This is a genomic window from Franconibacter daqui, from assembly GCF_014644275.1.
Lineage (GTDB): Bacteria > Pseudomonadota > Gammaproteobacteria > Enterobacterales > Enterobacteriaceae > Franconibacter > Franconibacter pulveris.
The window spans coordinates 1,080,904-1,097,374 of the sequence record NZ_BMKJ01000001.1 but is presented as its reverse complement, the minus strand read 5'-3'; the positions used below and the strand labels follow the sequence as shown (position 1 = coordinate 1,097,374).

The 16,471-nt window shown below is 55.1% G+C and carries 11 protein-coding genes and 2 tRNA genes; 5 read left to right on the top strand and 8 right to left on the bottom strand.

Annotation, left to right across the window (positions count from 1 at the left end):
- Positions 1-11: 11 nt before the first annotated feature.
- Positions 12-923 (bottom strand): DNA-binding transcriptional activator PunR, encoded by a 912-nt coding sequence (gene punR / locus IEX01_RS05240; RefSeq protein ID WP_024557687.1) that lies wholly within the window; start codon positions 921-923, stop codon positions 12-14.
- A 108-nt stretch (positions 924-1,031) separates the two neighbouring features.
- Between punR and punC the strand changes: the two genes are divergently transcribed.
- Both punC and cfa read left to right on the top strand, forming a co-directional pair.
- The gene (punC, locus tag IEX01_RS05235; RefSeq protein WP_188723372.1) at positions 1,032-2,234 is read left to right on the top strand and encodes a purine nucleoside transporter PunC; all 1,203 of its coding nucleotides are present in this window, start codon (positions 1,032-1,034) and stop codon (positions 2,232-2,234) included.
- A gap of 297 nt (positions 2,235-2,531) precedes the next feature.
- Positions 2,532-3,680 carry a cyclopropane fatty acyl phospholipid synthase gene (gene cfa, locus IEX01_RS05230; RefSeq protein WP_024557689.1) on the top strand — a complete coding sequence of 383 codons (1,149 nt, stop codon included), beginning with the start codon at positions 2,532-2,534 and terminating at the stop codon, positions 3,678-3,680.
- A 46-nt stretch (positions 3,681-3,726) separates the two neighbouring features.
- Here the strand turns inward: cfa and IEX01_RS05225 are convergent, their stop codons facing one another.
- A complete protein-coding gene (locus tag IEX01_RS05225) occupies positions 3,727-4,377 on the bottom strand; it encodes a riboflavin synthase (protein WP_024557690.1) in 651 nt (216 codons plus the stop codon).
- 235 nt (positions 4,378-4,612) lie between these two features.
- Here IEX01_RS05225 and mdtK point away from each other — a divergent pair, with 235 nt between their 5' ends.
- From mdtK to IEX01_RS05210, 3 genes are all read left to right on the top strand, one after another.
- Complete coding sequence (mdtK, locus tag IEX01_RS05220; RefSeq protein WP_188723371.1) at positions 4,613-5,986, top strand: MdtK family multidrug efflux MATE transporter; 1,374 nt, start codon at positions 4,613-4,615, stop codon at positions 5,984-5,986.
- Positions 5,987-6,252: 266 nt separating this feature from the next.
- Positions 6,253-6,329 (top strand) — tRNA-Val (locus IEX01_RS05215).
- 10 nt (positions 6,330-6,339) lie between these two features.
- A tRNA-Val gene (locus tag IEX01_RS05210) sits at positions 6,340-6,416 on the top strand.
- 181 nt (positions 6,417-6,597) lie between these two features.
- On the opposite strand, the gene IEX01_RS05205 is transcribed toward IEX01_RS05210, so the two are convergent.
- From IEX01_RS05205 to IEX01_RS05180, 6 genes are all read right to left on the bottom strand, one after another.
- Positions 6,598-7,947 carry a VasL domain-containing protein gene (locus IEX01_RS05205; protein ID WP_188723370.1) on the bottom strand — a complete coding sequence of 450 codons (1,350 nt, stop codon included), beginning with the start codon at positions 7,945-7,947 and terminating at the stop codon, positions 6,598-6,600.
- 14 nt (positions 7,948-7,961) lie between these two features.
- Positions 7,962-8,111, bottom strand: coding sequence for a hypothetical protein (locus tag IEX01_RS05200; RefSeq protein WP_154663414.1), 150 nt, complete (start codon positions 8,109-8,111; stop codon positions 7,962-7,964).
- A 766-nt stretch (positions 8,112-8,877) separates the two neighbouring features.
- Complete coding sequence (locus IEX01_RS05195; protein ID WP_188723369.1) at positions 8,878-9,951, bottom strand: DUF2955 domain-containing protein; 1,074 nt, start codon at positions 9,949-9,951, stop codon at positions 8,878-8,880.
- Complete coding sequence (locus IEX01_RS05190; protein WP_024557694.1) at positions 9,941-11,008, bottom strand: HlyD family secretion protein; 1,068 nt, start codon at positions 11,006-11,008, stop codon at positions 9,941-9,943. Before IEX01_RS05190 ends, IEX01_RS05195 begins: the two co-directional genes overlap by 11 nt.
- Before the next feature lie 6 nt (positions 11,009-11,014).
- Positions 11,015-11,482, bottom strand: a complete 468-nt coding sequence (locus IEX01_RS05185) for a MarR family transcriptional regulator (RefSeq protein ID WP_024557695.1) — start codon at positions 11,480-11,482, stop codon at positions 11,015-11,017.
- A gap of 170 nt (positions 11,483-11,652) precedes the next feature.
- Positions 11,653-16,056 (bottom strand): Ig-like domain-containing protein, encoded by a 4,404-nt coding sequence (locus IEX01_RS05180; RefSeq protein WP_229701807.1) that lies wholly within the window; start codon positions 16,054-16,056, stop codon positions 11,653-11,655.
- Positions 16,057-16,471: the final 415 nt, after the last annotated feature.

Here is a 16,471-nt window from a genome sequence, read left to right as displayed (position 1 = left end):
CCGGGGGCCGGTTAATCCGGCTCCCGCAACCACTCCCGGTTCAACGTCTCACTGTCGCCTAAATAATCCAACAGCCACTGCAACGCCGGAGAGGCGTCGTTTTGCCGCCACGTCAGGCAACAGGCGGCGTCCGGGAACGGGTTTTCCAGCATCAGCGCCCGCCACTCGCCGCGTTTAAGCCACGGGCGCGCGAAATGCGACGGCACCATGCCGACGCACAAACCCGCGCTCAGGCAATCCGCCGCTGAAGGCCAGTCCGGCACAATCACCCGACGCTGGTTATCCAGCAGCCAGGTAATGCGCTTGGGCAGCGAACGCGACGTATCCTCCAGCACCAGCGAGGGCCATTCGCGCAGCTGGTCGTCACTAAGCGGCGCGTTCTGTTGCGCAAGAGGGTGCTGGCTTGCCACCACGCAATGCCAGCTCAACATGCCCATATCCCTAAATGCATAGCGGCCGCCTACCGGAATCGCCTGCGTCGCGCCAATCGCCACCTCCACACGTTCATCCGCCAGCGCGTCCCAGACGCCATTGAAAACCTCCTGAGAAATTTTCAGTTCGACATCGTTAAAATGCCGATAGAAATCCAGCACCAGCTGGCGGGTGCGTTCGGGGCGGACAATGTTATCGACAGCGATAGAAAGCTGCCCGCGCCAGCCGTTGGCTATTTGCTGGCACTGTTGACGCGTGATCATCATTTTTTTGATAACAGAACGCCCTTCTTTTAAAAACCAGGCGCCGGCGGGCGTGAGCACTACGTCACGATGGCGACGTTCAAAGAGCGGCACCGCCAGCCATTCCTCCAGTTGTCGCACCGTATAGCTGACGGCTGAGGGTACGCGGTGCAACTCCTGGGCCGCCGCGCTGAAACTTCCGCTGCGGGCAACCGCATCAACCACTTCCAGAGAATATTCGGACCACATGTTATGCCTGCAAAATTTTTGAACGCAATCGCCAAATATTAGCGTTTCACATTGCAGGCTGCACTCTTTACACTCGCGGTCTTCGTTAAAGCGTCATAAGAGGAACCTATGCAACCCTCGAAAATTTTTCTTGTCTGGCTGGCCGGGCTTAGCGTGCTCGGCTTTCTGGCGACCGATATGTATCTGCCCGCTTTCGCCGCTATTCAGCAGGATCTGCAAACGCAGGCGGCGGCGATCAGCGCCTCCCTGAGCCTGTTTCTGGCGGGTTTCGCCGTGGCGCAGCTGATCTGGGGACCGCTTTCAGACCGCTTTGGTCGCCGTCCCGTTCTGCTGACGGGCCTCGCGATTTTCGCCGTCGGCTGCATAGGTATGCTGTGGGTGGAAAACGCGGCGGCGCTGCTGGCGTTGCGCTTCGTGCAGGCGGTAGGCGTGTGCGCCGCCGCGGTTATCTGGCAGGCGCTGGTGACGGATTACTACCCGGCGCACCGCGTTAACCGTATTTTCGCGACGATTATGCCGCTGGTGGGGCTTTCTCCGGCTCTGGCGCCGCTGCTGGGCAGTTGGCTGCTGAACCATTTCGAATGGCGGGCCATTTTCATCGTACTGTTCGCCGTGACGCTGCTGCTGATGTTGCCGGCGCTGCGCCTGCAGCCGCGTGTTAAACCCGCGGCTGAACCGCAGGCGGAAAAAATCCGCTTTGGCACCCTGCTGCGCTCATCCGCTTATCGCGGCAACGTGCTTATTTACGCCGCCTGCTCCGCCAGCTTTTTCGCCTGGCTCACCGGTTCACCCTTTATTCTTAGTGAAATGGGCTACAGCCCTGCTGTAATTGGCTTAAGTTATGTGCCGCAGACGATTGCTTTTCTTATCGGCGGCTACGGCTGTCGCGCTGCGCTGCAACGCTTGCCGGGCGCGCAACTGCTGCCCTGGCTGCTGATAGCGTTTGCCCTGAGCGTGGCTGCAACCTGGGCTGTGGGGTTGTATGAAAACGCGACCCTGACGATGCTGCTCATTCCCTTCTGTCTGATGGCGATGGCGAATGGCGCTATCTATCCGATTGTCGTGGCGGCGGCGCTGCAGCCGTTCCCACAGGCTACCGGGCGTGCGGCGGCGTTGCAGAATACGCTGCAACTGGGGCTCTGTTTTATCGCCAGTCTGCTGGTTTCCTGGCTGGTCGCCGCGCCGCTGTTTTCCACCACCAGCGTGATGTTAGGGACGGTGCTGCTGGTGGGCTGGGGCTATAAAATGCGGGGCCTGAAGGTGGTAGAAACTGAGCGGCAACCCGCGCAGTCTTCGCCGCACGCATCATAACGGCATCGATAATGTCATATTTATGTAATTAGGTTGCTAACAATATTCGGTTGAATCATCAGAATTTGCCGCCTATACTGATTCGCGGCTTTGCAATAAATCTCATAAATATTATGCAGTAACGGGAGCCGGAGCGCTCCCGTTTTGCTATGGAAGGCTTTTCTGGCAAGGGTATCCTCCCTTCCTCTGTTCTACGTCGGATATCAGGCACGCGGATTAGTCCGTGAGATTTCTCACCAGCCTCAAATTGCGACTACGCTGTTTGAAGGTTCTGATCACACAGGTGATGGAGAAGCTATGAGTTCATCGTGTATAGAAGAAGTCAGCATCCGGGACAATGAGTGGTATCGCATTGCAAGCGAAATGCTCAACCGGGCCGGCATAACCATTAACGGCCCCGCCCCCTCTGATATACAGGTTAAAAACCCCAATTTCTTTAAACGTGTTTTGCAGGAGGGCTCGCTGGGTCTTGGCGAAAGCTACATGGATGGCTGGTGGGAGTGCGAAAGACTCGACCAGTTTTTTACCAAAGTGCTGCGCGCCGGGCTGGAAAAACAGCTGCCCCACCATTTCAAAGATACGCTGCGCATTCTTGGCGCCCGCCTTGTTAATCTGCAATCAAAAAAACGCGCCTGGATTGTCGGCAAAGAGCACTACGACCTTGGCAACGATCTCTTTACCCGCATGCTCGACCCGCACATGCAGTATTCCTGCGGCTACTGGAAAGAAGCGGAGAATCTCCTCGACGCCCAGAATAATAAGCTGAAGCTGATTTGCGACAAGCTGCAATTGCAGCCTGGCATGCGTTTACTGGATATCGGCTGCGGCTGGGGCGGGCTGGCGGAGTTTGCGGCGCGCAATTACGGCGTTTCCGTGGTGGGCGTCACCATTTCCGCTGAACAGCAGAAAATGGCGCAGGAGCGCTGCCAGGGGCTGGACGTGACGATCCTGCTGCAGGATTATCGCGACCTGAACGATGCCTTTGACCGCATTGTCTCTGTCGGGATGTTTGAACATGTCGGCCCGAAAAATTACGCTACCTATTTTGAAGTGGCCGACCGCAATCTCAAGCCGGACGGTATTTTCCTGCTGCATACTATTGGTTCGCGTAAAACCGATAACAATGTCGACCCGTGGATCGATAAATATATCTTCCCGAACGGCTGTCTGCCTTCCGTGCGGCAAATCGCCGACGCCAGCGAGCGCCATTTCGTGATGGAAGACTGGCATAATTTCGGCGCGGATTACGATAAGACCCTGATGGCCTGGCATGAACGCTTTCTGAATGCCTGGCCGGAAATCGCTGATAACTATTCCGAGCGCTTTAAACGGATGTTCGTTTATTATCTGAACGCCTGCGCTGGCGCATTCCGCGCCCGGGATATTCAACTCTGGCAGGTGGTCTTCAGCCGCGGCATTGAAAACGGATTGCGTGTCCCCCGCTAAAAATAAACCCCGGCAGTCCCGGGGTTTATTTTTATTAAGATTTTACTTATTTAGGTTCTTCGTTAACTGCCAGCGCTGCGGCTGCCGCTTCGCGGCTTGCTAATACGCGCTCGACCGTATCCACGACCGCCTGCGTTTGCGGGTCGATTTCAATATTCACGCGCTGCCCCAGTTTTTTCGCCCCTAACGTCGTGCGCTGCAGCGTTTCAGGAATTAAATAGACGCAAAAACGCGTCGGCGTAACCTCGCCTACCGTCAGACTAATGCCATCCACGCCGATAAAACCTTTGTGCAGAATATACTTCATCAGCGTCGGGTCCTGTAATTTAAACCAGATCTGCCGGTTATTTTCCGAGGTCAGGATTTTCGCGACTTCCGCCGTGGTCATAATATGCCCGGACATTAAATGACCGCCGATTTCATCGCTGAATTTTGCGGCTCGCTCAATGTTCACTACGTCGCCTTCCTGTAAATCGCCCAGGTTAGTGATACGCAGCGTTTCTTTCATTAAGTCGAAGCTGATGCGGTTGCCGTTTATTTCCGTCACCGTCAGGCAGCAGCCGTTGTGCGCAACCGAAGCCCCGGTCTCAAGCCCCGGCAGGAGCGCCTCCGGCAACTCCACAACGTGGGTACGAAAGTTCGGTTTTTCATCAATGGCGACGACTTTGCCGGTGCCCTGCACAATGCCTGTAAACATATTAACCACTCCTGAATTCGATAAAACGGCGGCATTTCGCCGCCACCTGCATATTGAGCACAATAACAGTTGGAAATTCTCCTTGCCAGCCTGTAGCGGGAATAGCGCATTATTTCACTGGCTTAATAGTGAACTCCCGCTACAATAGTCTGACTCATTCCCCTGCAATTTCTTCTTGCTGCCAGTTAAGGCGGCTTTTTTGTCTTTCAAATAACTACAAAATACAGGTGTTCACGTGCAGAAGTATTTCATCGAAGCGCGTCAGTTATTAGCTCTGGCAATCCCGGTGATCCTTGCGCAAATCGCCCAGACGGCGATGGGATTTGTCGATACGGTTATGGCGGGCGGCTACAGCGCCACCGACATGGCCGCCGTCGCTATCGGTACCTCTATCTGGCTGCCAGCCATCCTTTTTGGCCACGGTCTGCTGCTGGCGCTTACGCCAACCATCGCGCAGCTCAATGGCTCGGGTCGCCGCGACCGCATCGCGCATCAGGTGCGCCAGGGCTTCTGGCTTGCCGGAATGGTATCCGTACTGGTGATGGTCGTGCTGTGGAACGCCGGTTATATCATTCACGCCATGCATAATATCGACCCGCAGCTGGCGGATAAAGCGGTCGGTTATCTGCGGGCGCTGCTCTGGGGGACGCCGGGTTATTTATGTTTCCAGGTGGCGCGTAACCAGTGTGAAGGCCTGGCGAGAACCAAACCCGGCATGGTGATTGGGTTTATCGGCCTGCTGGTGAATATCCCGGTTAACTACATTTTTATCTACGGCCATTATGGTATGCCGGAGCTTGGCGGCGTGGGTTGTGGCGTGGCGACCGCATCCGTTTACTGGGTGATGTTCGCCAGTATGTTGTTGTATGTTAAGCGCGCCCACGCCATGCGCGACATTCAGCATGCGCAGCATTTCGGCAAACCGGACTGGGGGGTCATTAAACGCCTGACGCAGCTAGGCTTGCCGATTGCGCTGGCGCTGTTTTTCGAAGTTACGTTGTTTGCCGTCGTGGCGCTTCTGGTTTCTCCGCTCGGCATCGTCGATGTCGCCGGCCACCAGATAGCCCTTAACTTCAGCTCGCTGATGTTTGTTTTGCCGATGTCCCTTGCTGCGGCAGTCACTATTCGCGTGGGATATCGTCTCGGTCAGGGCTCGACGCTGGATGCGCAGACATCCGCCTGGACAGGCATTGCCGTCGGCGTCTGTATGGCCGTCGTCACTGCGATTTTTACCGTGGTAATGCGCAAACATATCGCCCTGCTCTACAACGATAATCCGCAAGTTGTGGCGCTGGCCTCGTTCCTGATGCTGCTGGCGGCGGTGTACCAGATTTCCGATTCCATTCAGGTCATCGGCAGCGGCGTGCTGAGAGGATACAAAGACACGCGCTCCATTTTCTTTATTACTTTTATCGCCTATTGGGTGCTGGGTTTGCCGAGCGGCTATGTACTGGCGCTGACCGACCTGGTGGTGGAGCCGATGGGGCCTGCGGGGTTCTGGACCGGTTTTATTATCGGGTTAACGAGCGCGGCGATCATGATGTTTTGGCGCATGCGCTATCTCCAGCGCCAGCCTTCGTCGGTTATTTTGCACCGCGCGGCGAGGTAACCGGCGGCGCTGCGCTGACCGTTTCAGGGGCGGGTCCTGTCGCCGCCCCGTTATGCGCAGCGGCGTTGGATAAACAAGGGGTGGCGCTTTTTGTCCACCCCTTTACCACGATGCGCAAACGCGCGCCGCCATCTCAATCCGATCACTTTCTCATCATTCTGTGCACTTACGCGGCAATCGCGCTAAATCTCCTGAAAAATTACCCTTTTGCTCTTGCCAGCCGCCGGGCCTGCCGTTAATATTCGTCCCCGCTGTCACACAGCAATGCGTTCATAGCTCAGTTGGTTAGAGCACCACCTTGACATGGTGGGGGTCGTTGGTTCGAGTCCAATTGAACGCACCATCTTCTTAGTGCGTCCGTAGCTCAGTTGGTTAGAGCACCACCTTGACATGGTGGGGGTCGGTGGTTCGAGTCCACTCGGACGCACCAAATCACGTTATCCTTTTCGATTCTCGCTTTTCTGTACGATTTCCCGCAAAGCTTGTCCTGCCGCTGACGTTTTTGCTTAAACACGCGGATCACGGCCTCGCGTCGGGAATACAATGCCATTTGGCCAGTAAGCCGAAGCCGCGCCCTTTGATTTACCTGTTGCTAAACGCTTCCCGGCAAGCTATTGCGCCGCCCCGCCCTGACGGTCCTTTAACAATGCGTAACGGCTCAATAGCTGCTGCAAATGCATTTCCGTTTGTTGATACAGCGCAGCAGGCGCAACCGCATTATTTTGCTGCCCATCAATCTGACGCAACTGCTCCTCCACCGGCGGGGTTGCCGACAGCGATTGCTGGATGGCAAACACCATTGTTTTCAGTTCGCTTGCCGTTAAATATTTGCCGCGCCGCTCGTCCAGGGCGTTGAGCCGTTGCGTAAGCTGTTGCAGTTGTTCCATTCCCTGATGCCAGCCGTTAAGGCTCTCCTGCGTGGAAGCCGCCGCCGTTAACTGACGCTCCCATTGCTGAGAAAGTTGTTCAACCGTCGCGTCACCGGGCTGGAAAGCTTGCGCCTGCGCCAGCAGTTGCCGGGCGTAGCGGAACGTCCAGTCCGGCGGCAGACGGGAAAGTCGCACCAGCTGTCGCTCTGTTCGCGCTGCGATATTCGCGGGCGCGCCCTGCTGTTTCAGCTTTTGTTGTTGCTCGCGGGTCAGCACTTGCGCAAAAGGGGCGAGCGACGCGTTTAACGTGTCGCTCAGCGGTTCCGCACGGTTGAAAAGCCGCCACCCTTCTGCCGCCGCGCCCATAAGCAGCAGCATAGTGAGCATCCCGCCGATAAAGGGTTTTACCGGCGACAGGCGGCTTCTGTCAGTCTGCGCCTTTGCCGCCGGCTCAGGCTGCGCCACAAACACCCACCGCGCGGTTTCCTCTTCTTCAGGCAAAACCGGGTTATTCAGCGCGCAAAACGGTAAGCCCCCCCCCGCGTCAGAAGAAGTTTCGCCAGCGTCAGCGTTACTGTTCTCCAGCCGCACTGCGGCGTTGTGCACCTGCGTGCGCAGCGTTTCCAGCTGGCTTAAATGTTTAAGTTCGAGTCGCTCAAGCGCTTCTCCCGTGCGGGTAAGATGCTCCTCAGCCTGATAGAGCTGGCTCAAATCCGCCCATTTAAACGTCAGCGTACGTAGCGCCTGCTGGAGGCGCTGACTCAGGCTGCTGACAATTTCCATTCTGGCGTGGACCGGCTGCGGCCAGAGGTTTCCCCAGTGGTAGCTGATAAGCGCTTCCAGCATAGCCAGCCCTTCGTTCAGCCCGTGCAGGCCCGCAAGCCGGGTGCGAGCGAGCGTATACCAGGCGGTGGTTTGCAGTTCTACGCCATTCACCTCAAACAGCGACAGGCAAAGTTGTTCGACTTTACGCCAGTCTACGTCGGGCCGCGCCGGGTGAGAGAGTTTGCTGAGCTCTTCGCGAAGCAGACGGTGCCCGGCAAGCGGGCGGGGATCGCCGCCTGTTTTCAGGCGACGCGGGGTAACAGGCATCGTAAATTCCTTAATTAAGGTGACAGCGCGGCGCGGGCGTTGAACATTCGCTGCATGTCGTCGAACACGGCGAGAAAGAGCGGGTTTTGTTGATGTCCTGCGGTAAATGCAGCGCCCTTCAACGTTGTCATAGCGTATTTCGTCAGGTTATTACGACCAGACATTTATCTGCTTCGCTTTTGGAAAAAAAATAAATGCAAAAATATTAAGTTCACAAATAAGACTCGCCAGAGCGAGCGTTACCGGCCCTTTCCGGCAACGCAAACCGATAAGCGCAGAAGATTTACCGCGCCGCGCTTATTTCCCTATAGTAATCATTGTCGTATCGTAACATCTCAGGTTTTACTCAAGTAAAACAAATGCCAGAAAGGCGCTTTTTTTCAGATTCTGTCTAAGCTTCTCTAAGCAATCATACTGACGTGAAAAGTCATACAGTCAATTATTCCTGTTAACAGTAAGTGGAGTTTTTGCCTACTGATCGCCGCGAAGTCTTATCCCAAAGCCGTTCCCGCTCATTGCCCGCTGCCCACAGAAAAAAAGAATTAATCATTAAACTGTTTCATCCAGGAATAACTCCCCGGTAATTATTTATACCAGTAATAAATATGAGAATATTTTTAATAAAACCCATTGCAGATCGCTAATATCCGCCGCGTCAGGGCGACGACATTATACAAATAGCGTAAGGAGTGAATATGAATGGCAAACTGCGGGCTCAACCCCGCCGCCAGCAACGTGAAAGAAGAACAGGCAAGAAGCTTACTTTATTACAGCAACGCGATAGCCTGCCGTCGTTTCTTTGACAATGGGACGCAGCGGCAGGTTTGCAGAATGATTTCATCAACGATGCCGCCTGCGTTGAGCCGGCTCGTCGGCAAGCGGCGTTTCTTAATCGCCCGTACGCAACCGGCTACCAGCCGCACCAGGGGGCTATTTATTCTCGCTCTGCACCACATAACGCGTTGCCGCAAAGCGGTTGAGGATGAGGTGCACCAGAAAGACCATCGTCAGCGTCACCAGCAGCGATACTGTCACAGAGCTAATGCGGTAAAGATCGCTAAAGACCAGGTCTTTATCCGGGTGCATATTCTGGCCGAACATAATGCCAAGCGTGGTGATGCAGGAAAACCCGACGCCCGCGCCCACTTTCTCCATTACATGCAGCCGGGCGCTGAAGGCGAAACCGAGCGCAATAAGCGGCATCATCAACAGCATATGACTGCTGTGATCGTAAAGCACCAGCTGCACCGCCAGGATATAAAGACACCCCAGCACCACGCCAACCACCCGCCATATCGAGCTCAGCACCGCGCCGCGGTAGCTCATCGGAAAGAGGATAAGAATGCCCGCCATCAGCGCTGAAAGCGAATCGCTCAGATCGCACATCTGGAAAATGACAAAATTGAGCGTCGCCACCGTGCCGGAAAGCAGCGACTCATGGCGCACGCGGGCGGCGTCTTTTTCAATCAACGGCGGACGGCCGCGCGGCTCCACATCCGGCAATAAATAGTGCATCAGCGCGCTCAGGCACACCGCCAGTACGCTGGCTTCCATATTAGAGAAAAGCAGCGTATGCCAGTCGTTGCCCGGGTAGCTCATAAAGTTGAGCATCGTGCTCTGGCAGACCACGCCCATCGAGCCGAACAGGAACAGCGGCCCCTTGCTCATAAAGCGAAAACGCATGACGTACAGCGCAAACACCACGCCGGTCATGATGACCGGCCACTGCGAAAGCCAGCCGATAATCAACACCATCTCCACGCAATTGATAGCCGCGCTGAAGATAAACTGCTTCGCCACATGGCGGTTAAACACCGGCACCAGCGAAAGCAACATGATCGGGTAGACCACGAAGAAAACGCCGTACTGCACGTTGTAAAAACTCGACAGACTTAGCGCCATCACGCCCGCCACGACAATGCGCAGCGTCTGACGAAAATCATTCGCTGTGTAAACGATATTGCCATGGGGGGTGAACACCCGCGCCAGCGTATTAATAGACATAATGCAGCAGGCTCACCAGACGGATTTGCAGGCCTGAGAAAAAGCGGGCGAACGGCCCTTCGCTGTTATAGAGCTGAACGGTCGCACGAGCGCCGGTCGGCAGCGATTTCGGCAGCGGCTCGTCGAGCGCGACGTGAATACGCATACGCTGTGCGTCGCGCACCCAGCGGTTGGACTCTTCCGGCTGGGAAAGCTGGCCGTTCACCGCCTCCTGCCCCGCCAGGATGCCCGCATCGTGGCTGGCGACATGCGCGTGAAAAACGTGGCCCGGCAGCGCATCGAACACCACGGCGGCATCGGTTCCATTCTGCGTATGGCGCAGACTCTTCTCGCGGAAATCGGCCACGATATCGGTCTGGTTGCTCACCAGCGCCAGCGCCGGCGAGCCGGCGGAAGCGTACCAGCCGGGGCTTAACTGCATGTTGCTCACCATACCGTCGGCTTCGGCGCGCACTTTCGTCCAGCCGAGATTAAGCTGCGCCTCTTCCAGCGCATTGCGGTATTTTTGCAGCGTTACGTTGCGGCTGTCGTCGCGCTCGCCGCGCGCAATCGTGAGCTCGCGGATTTTTGCCGCCAGCTCCTGTACCGCCTGCTCGCTGGTCTGCCAGGTGGTGCGGGTTTTATCCAGATCCTGCTGCGAGACGTTCTGCTGGCCGCTCAGGCGCAGGTAGCGCTCAAAGGTCACCTTGTTGTTATGCGCGGTGAGCTGGGCGGTTTTTAGGCTCGCCTGTGCGGCAAGGATTTGCGCATCCAGCTGCTGGTTGGTCAACTGCGCCTGCTGCAATGCGATTTCCGCTCCCTGCACCTGGTTAAGGAAAGGCGCCGGATCCAGTTCAAACAGCAAATCCCCCTTTTTCACCGGGCTGTTGTTATGCACATGCACGACGGCGACATAACCCGATACGCGGGAGGAGACAGGCGTCACCACGCGCATTACGGTGGAGTCCGGCGTCAGCGGGATCCAGATATCCGCCAGGATGAAGTAAACAAACATCAGCAGAAAGGTGGCAATACTTACCCTTACCCAGCGGGCAAATTTTTGTTCCGGAGTCATCATGATTATTTAATTGTTATGGCTATCTTCTTCGCGAATCGTCCGCAGATTGCGCGCGATGTGATTTAAGGTTTGGCTGAACGTTTCCATATCCAGCGCGGGAATGTTTTGCGACACGCGAGCCTGGTAGGTTTCAATTACCTGTTTTAGCCTGTTCAGCACCTTCTCCCCGTCGGGAGTCAGCTTTAGCAGGCGGCAGCGTTTGTCGTAAGGCGATGTGGCGCGCAGCAGGTAGCCCTGGTTTTCCAGCTGTGTCAGGGTGCGCATCAGCGGCGGCAATTCGATACCCTGGACTGCCGCCAGTTCGCTTACCGAGACGTTATTCCCCAACTGGTGAAGCTGCATCAATACCGTCCAGCTTGACTGCGTCAGGCCGGTATCGGTAATAGCGTTATCGATCGTCGCACGCCACTGGCGCACAATCATCGCCATACGCATGCCCATCGGCCTGCTGGCGAAGCGTTCATCTTCAGTCACGGGTCTTCCCTCCGGTAAGCGGGCAGGCAAAATAATACTTATCAGGGTAAGTATCAAGAAACGAACCTGGAATAAGGCATGGATTGTATAAAGCGGGCGATATAAAAGAAGAGGCGCCTAAAGCGCCTCTTTAATGACGGAATTTACCGACAGGGTAATGCGTTTGTCAGTCAAAATCCTTTATGGCAGGCAATGTCCATTAATTCGCCCTCCGAAGGCGAGCCGTAAACATATCCCGTATACCAGTTGACATACACTCTCTGGCCATTACTGGGGTTTGTTTCTTTTGCCCAGTCCGATTCAATAGGGCTGGAATGGCCCCACGAATATTGACTAAGCGCTCCCCATTCTCCCCACAACGTTCCCACTGCTCGCGTTGCTTTCCCCTCGATTTGACCGTTGGAGAGCACCGTGTAGCTTGGCACCTCCAGGTTTTCCTCCGCGCAATAACGCTCTGCGTCCGACGGGTTGGTACTGCTATGATTCAGAGCCATGATCCAGTGTTGTAAGGTGAAGGTATACGTCAAAGGTTGGCCGCCCCATTTCGGCATCGCGGTAACGGTATTGCTGCCGCTTTCCGGCGTTGTCACCATTTGCACGTTGCCGTTGGCATCCGCTCTTACCCATTCATAGTGATCGGTAGACCAGGTGTAATTGGCGTTATTGGCAACATCATCGTTAATGACCAGTTGAAAAATCGCTGAGCGAAAGCCGGTCTTAGGGAAGCCGCTTGCTGCATCAAAGGTATGACCGCCGGCGATCACTTTGGTAATCGACTGCGCATAGAATGTCACCGTCTTTTGCAGCCCGCTGTCCTGCGGATTGACGGTCGCACGGGCCGCTACGGTCACCTCTTCACCATACAGATCGGTGAGCGAGACAACAGCGTTCCCCGAGCTATCCGTCATGGCGGTTGTCGCGCTCAGCACTCCCTTGCCGGTATTGCTAAAGGCGACCTCGCTGTTTGCCACCGGCGCGCCGCTGCTATCTGTCACCGTCGCCGTAAAGGTAATGGGGTTACCATTGGCATCTTGTCCCCAGCGGCTTGGCTGCAGCTTCGTGACGTTGATGGACAGAAAGTTAGCCTGTTTGGTTAACGTGCTGGCGTTATCCAGCGTCGCAGTAATATCAACGTTCCCCCCGACATTGTCTGTCATCGTGACGTGCGCCTGACCATTGGCGTCGGTAATGCCCGACGGGGTCAACACCACGGAGCTTCGGCTCGCGTTCCAGGAGACGTTCTGCCCTGGCAGGATATTGCCCTGCGCATCTTTAACCGTTACCGTCGCCACATTTTGCGCGACCCCATCGGCGCGTACGTTATCCGGAGAGATAACCATGTCGGCGATCGTGGCGGTTGATGTATCGGCAATAAACTGGCTGACCGTCGATTTGTTATTTCCGTTGGGCAGGCTGGCTTTTAGCGTAACGGGCTGAGCGACGGTATCCGTAAAGGTGACGCTGGCTTTACCTTCGCTATCCGTTTTTCCGGATGGCGAGAGTTGCACGGTCGTTTTATCGGCAATCCAGCTCACATCCAATCCGGACACAGGGTTTTTCTGACCATCAACCACCTGCACGGTAGCCTTGTTCGCCGCGACGCCATTGGCCTTGCTGCCATCGACATCCAGCGTCATCGTCTGAATCGTGGCGCTGGACGCATCAGCGACAAAGGTCATCGGTTTACTTTGCGTATCGCCATTAACAGCAGCGCTAAGGGTAACTTGTTCCGCTTTCGTGTCGGCGATCGTAACCGTCGCCGTACCATCGGCTGCCGTCACGCTCTCTGACGCGGAGAGTTTCCCGTTTCCTGTGACAGTCCAGGTAACGGTCAGCCCGGAAAGCGGGTTGCCATTAGCATCCACGACTGTCACCTTGCCGGCATTGGTCGCCGTGCCATTCGCCAGCGCGCCGGAGGTGACGGCCAGCTCGCCAATTTTCGCGCTGCCATTATCGCCAACAAAGGTACTGGACTTCGTCTCGCTGATGGAAGAGCCAAGCTGGACGCGCACGTTAACGGCTTCCGCTTTGGTATCGGTAAACGTTACGCTTAGTTTACCGTCCCGATCGGTGGTGCCGATTTCAGCGGACAGACGCGCTGAGCCGCTAATGCTCCATGTCACGGAAGCATCAGAAACCGGGTTATTGTTATTATCGGTGACAATAACCGTCGCGGAGTTGGTATCGGTACCGTTAGCCAGCGCTCCGCTGGTTACGCTATAGCTTTTAATGTGCTCGCTTGCGGTATCTGCGACAAATGACGACGAAGCGGTCAGGTTTTGTCCGTTAGCAAGCTGCGCTTTGAGCTGGAAGGTTTGGGCGACCGAGCTGGTATAGCTGACCGTAGCCTTTCCGCTATCGTCTGATTTTCCGCCCGACGCAAAAACGACGCCGGCTTTGTCACTGCTCCAGGTAACTTCCTGACCGGCAAGCGGGTTGCCCTTAGCATCCTTAACATACACTTGCGCGGTATTTGCTTGCGTACCGTCTGCCGGGCTGCCGTCTTTAGTGACGTTTAAATTTTGCAATGTCGCCGTCTGCTGGTCAGCAACAAAATGGCTTTGCGTCGTCAGGTTACTGCCATTATCCAGTTGCGCTTTAACGGTGACGGTTTCGGCAACCGTATCGGTAAAGGTTTCGACCGCTTCACCTTTGTCATCCGTAACTGCATCAGACTTGAAAGAGACAGTGCCTTTATCAGACAGCCAGTTCACATGCATACCGCTTACCGGGTTGCCGTTAGCATCTTTAACGGACACTTTTGCGGCGTTAGTCGCTATGCCGTCTGCAACGCTGTTGTCCCGGGTCAGGGTCAGCTCCTGCAGCGCGGCGGAGCTGTTATCGGCAACAAACTGCTCGACCAACTGCTGGTTATCGCCATTCTCAAGCGTTGCGGTCAGCGTTACGCTTTCTGAAACGGTATCCGTGAAGACGACGCGCACCTGCCCTTGCCCGTCCGTTTGCGCCTTCATGTTCCCTTTCGCTTTTCCTCGTTTTTTCGCCTGCGTTGAAAGAAATGCAACGGTCGATTTGTCCGCTGTCAGCGAAACCGACATGCCGCTAACCGGGTTGCCGTTAGCATCCGTTACGGTTACCAGGGCGGTATCTGGCGTCGAGCCATTAGCAGGGCTGCCGTTCGTTACGGCGATGAAGCTGGCTATTTTTGCCCCCGCCGCGTCAGACACAAAGGTGCTTTGCTGCTCGGCGGATAACTCACCGGCATTCACTTTTAGCGTAACCTGCCCGGCTTTGTCAGAAACAAATTCCGCACGTGCCTGACCTTTCTCATTGGTTGTGGTATCAGAAGCCTTCAGGCGCGCCGGCGACGAGAGCGTCCAGCTCACTTTGGCATTGGCGATGGGGCGGTTATTCACATCGGTAACCGTTGCAACTGCGCTGTTAGCCATCGCGCCATTCGCGACGCTGCCGTCTTTATCAGGCGTTAACGTTAAATGACTGACCGTGACAGGAACAAAATGGCTTGCCTGAGTCGCCGATTTGGCGCCGCTGGTCGCCGTAACCTGTACGGTTTCTTCAGCAACGTTAGTCAGGTTTACCGTTGCCACCCCCTGGCTATTCGTGACGGAAGCAAACGCACTCAACGTCGCCGAACCCGTTACGGACCATGCGACAGGTGCATTCGGCACTGGCGCGTCATCACTGTCAGTAGCGACGACTTGCACCGTGTTTTGCGCCAGGCCGTCAGCAGGCGCGTTGTCCGTTATAGCCTGTATGGCAAGCTTATTAACGCCTTCAACATGCTTTTTCTTATACTGAAGAATGATTTCGTTATTGCGTTCAACCAGATCGTACCGGCTTCCCGCCAGGGTGCGCAGCAGACGCACGTTATCCGGGTCAAGCTGCTCACGCCAGCTCTGTCCGGGTTGGTAACGTAGATTAAGCTGAAACTGGGTATCATCCATGGAATCCTGCCCTTTGCGGTAGTTAGTCGCCAGGGAGATCAGGGGCACCGGGGTATAGCTCAGGCCCACCGTCACGGCAGAAGGGTTATTTTGTAGGTGGTCGGTATCGAACAGCGCGACATCCTTGCCATAATATTGTTCATAGACAAGCTTCGCCCCCATCTGAGGCCAGGCGGGCATGTATCCTTCCGCTCTGATGTCAAAGCCATCGGCCGGCTTTTCATAGTATCCGTCTAAATCTCGGGAATCATGCCATTGCGAGGTGCCGATATAGTTGTTAGCGCTAAGCTTCAGGTAGTTGGTCCACGCCTCGGCGCCGAAACCGATGCGGCGGTTTTTACCGGTTAAATCATCATCGAAAAAAACGTTGCCGCCTAACATCCAGTTTTCAATATTGTAAGTGCGAACGCCGCTACCGATATTGCTGGTTACCCGACCATCCGGCGCACGCAGGCCAAATTGAGTAAACCAGACTGATTTCGCATTATCGTAAAGGGGCAAAAGCATATCAAACGAGCTTTGATCCCAGTTGCCATCGTTATCGACATTCAAATCCAGCCGGGCAGTGCCAAACTGATTTAGCCACTTCTCAGCATCAGACGCGGCTTTTCCCACCGCCATCGCTTTAGCCGAGCTTTCGACTCCATCCATGCCTTCAGTGGCCATTAAATTAGCGAATCGACTTACCGGTTCTGAATATTCAACGGGCTCGCTTTCCAGATTATCTTTCGCTGCAACAGAAGACGCAGAAAAGGAAGCAATAATCGGGAACAATGCTTGCAAGCAGATCTGTCCCCAGGCAAAGATTTTGATACTGCGATCTCTTCCTTTAAAAAAAGAATACTCCATCTTTATAACCCTAAGATTTAATTACCCATCAAGTGTTGCTATCAATTCGACTAAGCTTTGAGCTCGGCCTCACTCCGGATAGCGTCAATAAAGCAATCGCTCATTTCAGATGATTCCAATAAAACTTACCCTCTGTAGATAATAAAAATATATCTAAACCTAAAACCATTCCGCTCACAAATATTCCGTTAGCAAAATACAAAATCAGCATGGGTTT

Coding starts and splice junctions, on each gene's coding strand:
- punR (WP_024557687.1), bottom strand. CDS start 923: ATGTGGTCCGAATATTCTCTGGAAGTGGTTGATGCGGTTGCCCGCAGC.
- punC (WP_188723372.1), top strand. CDS start 1,032: ATGCAACCCTCGAAAATTTTTCTTGTCTGGCTGGCCGGGCTTAGCGTG.
- cfa (WP_024557689.1), top strand. CDS start 2,532: ATGAGTTCATCGTGTATAGAAGAAGTCAGCATCCGGGACAATGAGTGG.
- IEX01_RS05225 (WP_024557690.1), bottom strand. CDS start 4,377: ATGTTTACAGGCATTGTGCAGGGCACCGGCAAAGTCGTCGCCATTGAT.
- IEX01_RS05205 (WP_188723370.1), bottom strand. CDS start 7,947: ATGCCTGTTACCCCGCGTCGCCTGAAAACAGGCGGCGATCCCCGCCCG.
- IEX01_RS05200 (WP_154663414.1), bottom strand. CDS start 8,111: ATGTCTGGTCGTAATAACCTGACGAAATACGCTATGACAACGTTGAAG.
- IEX01_RS05195 (WP_188723369.1), bottom strand. CDS start 9,951: ATGTCTATTAATACGCTGGCGCGGGTGTTCACCCCCCATGGCAATATC.
- IEX01_RS05190 (WP_024557694.1), bottom strand. CDS start 11,008: ATGATGACTCCGGAACAAAAATTTGCCCGCTGGGTAAGGGTAAGTATT.
- IEX01_RS05180 (WP_229701807.1), bottom strand. CDS start 16,056: ATGGATGGAGTCGAAAGCTCGGCTAAAGCGATGGCGGTGGGAAAAGCC.